Origin of the sequence: Aliidiomarina haloalkalitolerans, assembly GCF_003987315.1 — a bacterium.
In the GTDB taxonomy this organism is placed as follows: Bacteria; Pseudomonadota; Gammaproteobacteria; order Enterobacterales; family Alteromonadaceae; genus Aliidiomarina; species Aliidiomarina haloalkalitolerans.
Map to the genome: position 1 here is coordinate 1 of NZ_PIPI01000016.1, position 3,391 is coordinate 3,391.

Here is a 3,391-nt window from a genome sequence, read left to right on the forward strand (position 1 = left end):
TCTACAAGTATTATTCCTAATGCTAAGCATAGCTCTTTTTTCCTTGCATCTCTCTGCTTTAGAGCTTTCAGAGCTTTCTCTCCGCCCCAAGATTTCACTGGCCTATAATGCTGCTGTCCTTGATATTCAATCGCCAAGTTTATCTCTGGCAAATAGATATCTAACTCTAGCCCGTCTAACCACGCTGGGCGAATATTTCTGATTATTTTCTGAGTCGGATAAAGCTGAGTTACAAGTTGGTAAAGAAGCGTCTCGCTAACCCATTGTTCTCCTACTTTTCTGAAACCAAACTCTTCTCTAGTCAGATTTTCAATGATTTTCACAATCTCCCTATGCCGCTTAGACAACTGTTTTTCCATCTTTCGCTGTACCTCCCACTCGTCCCGATTTATCTTCCCTCGAATAGTTCCGTCTGTACTCGGGTAAACCTTTGATGTGAGGTCATTTCGCATAACTTTCAGATTTTTTACTTCAGTTAAAAGCTTTTGGATTTCCCTTGGGCAAATATCGCTTAAGAAGTTTGATTTGTTCGCTGGGTCAACACCTATTCTTAAGAAGTTTTGTCGAATATACCAGCCGTAAGACTGTGTAAACTGCCCCCCATACATAGGCGCACAATGTTTTTTCTGAGGAGTTCGTTGTAAACACCGATGGCATATTTCATTAGCGAAGTGAAGTTGATCTACATTAAGTGTCGGTGTAGAAACATTCAACAATGAGATTTGCTCAGGAAAGTGCAAGGAATCGAAAGTGACGTTTCTTAATGGATTAGAATTATTTGGTTTAGCAATCTGCTCTTGAAGCCTCATAAAGTTCTTCATACTGGACTTTGAGCATGAACAAAAAAACAGGTCTGAAGTCCTGCTGTCCGAAAAACCTATAAAAGTGCCACCATGAACACTGTAATGCGCATATGGCTTGGGTAAGCCATCCTCAAGTACAATCATTTTACTCTCAGTCTATTCTGCACAAGCCTCATATTGCCACTAAACGTAATCAAACTAAACAATTGATGCCAAGTTATCTTGGCTTCCCCATACATACAACATCCCCCCTAAAGGGGGGAATGTATGTATGGTTGTGATGCCCTTACAGCATAACCACAAATCCATTAATCTCTTCGATCTTACCATCCTTTATCAGCTGATTTCTCGCTCTATTAAAAGCTTGCTGTTGCGAAGGAGGATTCTGTATTGAAGAGCTCAAAGCACTATAGCTCTGACTCCTCCATTCACCTACATCGACCCATCGCTTCTGAGTCAGTTCAGGGCGTTGATTCGTTTGATTAATAGGAATAGCAGAACCTTTTGCAGCTATCGCATCACTGAGAGCCTGTAAGACTATTTGAGTGTTAGTAGACTTATTAGCCAATTTAGAGTCAGTCACTTGCTCTATGTAAGCTGAAGTTTCTAAACCAGTCGGGACATTTACGTCAACCTTCCTAAGACTGAAGCTCATATTTTGTGGTTGTTCAAACTCCTTCATTTTCAGACATCTAAGCTCAACACCATTCCCTTTTATCTTCAGTTGGTACTCTGCGTCCATAGACGCTCTTATAGCGGAACTACCTCGACTGTGTCCCTTATCAGCGTGACCGGTGTGATGAACGACAATAATTGTTGCTTTAGTTATCGATTTAATTTCATCTATATGGCGCATAAAAACCCCAAAGTCTCTTGAAGAGTTTTCATCACCGCCACCAAAGTTTCGATGAAGTGTGTCAATAACGATAAGCTCAGGTTCAACTCCTGCAGCATCAATCGCATCAAGGATATCATTGACGGCAGTTGAGTCCATTAGCGAAGCTGGTTTATCCGAAATGACAATATCGGACACTTTACACCCATATTTGCCTTCCAGTGCAGTAAAGCGCCTCTGTATACCCCTATGCCCTTCGCCAGCTATATAAAGTACATGCCCTTTGGATACTGCGTTTCCGCACCAATCATTTCCTGTAGCAATACAAAAAGCTATATCCATCACCAAGAACGACTTATAGGAAGCTGGCTCGCCAAACACCATGCAAACAGACTCCTTTTCGAAGTAGCTTGCTACCAACCAGTTAGTTGCGAAATGCTGATTCATTATGTTTGTGATTGGTATTAGGTTAATTTTACTCATGATTACCTCCAACCAACGAATAATGCGCAACAGCTCGATGTACTACTCCTGCATGGCCTACAGCATCTTTGCGAGAGGTCTCAATGGAGTAACCCTTCTTTCTTAAGGAATAGACTATTGTGTTTGGTGAGCATAGCCCCACTTTATGGAGGTCGACGGTACTCATGGATTTGTGTACCTCTAGCTCTTCGAGTAACTTTCTTTCTCTGAATGTAAGATTCATATTTTTTCCTCTTTTCAGAGGAGCTTATTGGCATCCAAGCAGGTGCACGCTATACTGATACTGACTAGATATCAGGGGAGCTCCTCGGCTTGATTGCCTTGGGCTCCTTTTTTATTGGTTTAGGTTTCGCTCAGTTAAACGTTCTTCAATCCATGCCAATACCTCTGATTCGAGCCACGCAACACTTGAGCCTCCTTTGACTAGATTGACTCGTTTAGGGAACTTGCCCTGTGCTGAAAGTTGATAGATGTACGACTTGGATAAGCTTGTCAACTCCATCACTTCACGTAGGCGAATGAGTCGCTTTTCATGATGATCTTCATACTGCGTTGTATTCATATTTTTATCTCCTAACGTGTAATATGAACAGTATTGTTCTTATTCACACCGGAGATACTGGCTCAATGAAAAGCGTAAGTCATTGAGTTAAAAGAGTAATACTCATTATTAAAAAATACTCATATAAGGAGTGGTGAGTTTGCGGGGCGTAGATTGCTTTAACGGTTACCCTTGCTAAAGGATATCTCTTTGTATTGCTTAAAAAAGTTTCTTGGATCGTGTTCAGCAGGGAATAAGCTTTTGTTTGATTTGTGCCACTCAAACCAATACCAACCCTGAGTTCTCTCTTTTCCCTTCTCGGTCGCTAACCGATTATGCACATCTTGAGGGGTAGAGTTTGGCTCAAGTTTTAACTGCTTCTTCTTTTCTTCCATCCACTGAGCAACCACCTTTAACCTTTGCATATATTTAGTTTCTTTGGGGGGCGCATCAGCGCTTGAAGATACAACCCAAACGTATGGCTCAAGAAGGTTAAGTGCATAGTGTCTCGTTACCGTCGAGTCAGTAAAAGTACCTTTAACACCCAAGCGATAGAGGTTACCGTTATCATCCATAACGTGTTGTATAGTTAGGTAGGTATCACTAAGCTTGAATGGTAACTGAGAGAGGGGAAAGGTCAAAAGACTTCCTTTTTTCAGAAGCACAAGCTCGGCATTAGGCTTTCTAATTGGCTTGTGGTTTTCAACTTCACTAGTGTCCTCTTTCGAC

At 41.6% G+C, this 3,391-nt stretch carries 5 protein-coding genes; all 5 read right to left on the reverse strand.

Annotated elements, in window-relative coordinates:
* On the reverse strand, positions 1–947 hold a 947-nt coding region (locus CWE06_RS12215; protein WP_198679104.1), incomplete at its 3' end, for a PDDEXK family nuclease.
* Positions 948–1,089: 142 nt separating this feature from the next.
* On the reverse strand, positions 1,090–2,121 hold the full coding sequence (locus tag CWE06_RS12220) for an AAA family ATPase (RefSeq protein ID WP_126794718.1): 1,032 nt from the start codon (positions 2,119–2,121) through the stop codon (positions 1,090–1,092).
* The gene (locus CWE06_RS12660; protein WP_126794720.1) at positions 2,114–2,344 is read right to left on the reverse strand and encodes a helix-turn-helix domain-containing protein; all 231 of its coding nucleotides are present in this window, start codon (positions 2,342–2,344) and stop codon (positions 2,114–2,116) included. Before CWE06_RS12660 ends, CWE06_RS12220 begins: the two co-directional genes overlap by 8 nt.
* A gap of 111 nt (positions 2,345–2,455) precedes the next feature.
* Positions 2,456–2,683 carry a helix-turn-helix transcriptional regulator gene (locus CWE06_RS12230; RefSeq protein ID WP_126794722.1) on the reverse strand — a complete coding sequence of 76 codons (228 nt, stop codon included), beginning with the start codon at positions 2,681–2,683 and terminating at the stop codon, positions 2,456–2,458.
* 158 nt (positions 2,684–2,841) lie between these two features.
* The coding region (locus CWE06_RS12400) for a hypothetical protein (protein WP_157981179.1) at positions 2,842–3,391 on the reverse strand (550 nt) is incomplete at its 5' end.

What these genes read in the sequence shown, in the direction of transcription:
- CWE06_RS12660 (WP_126794720.1), bottom strand. Translation starts at nt 2,344, where the DNA reads ATGAATCTTACATTCAGAGAAAGAAAGTTACTCGAAGAGCTAGAGGTA.
- CWE06_RS12220 (WP_126794718.1), bottom strand. Translation starts at nt 2,121, where the DNA reads ATGAGTAAAATTAACCTAATACCAATCACAAACATAATGAATCAGCAT.
- CWE06_RS12230 (WP_126794722.1), bottom strand. Translation starts at nt 2,683, where the DNA reads ATGAATACAACGCAGTATGAAGATCATCATGAAAAGCGACTCATTCGC.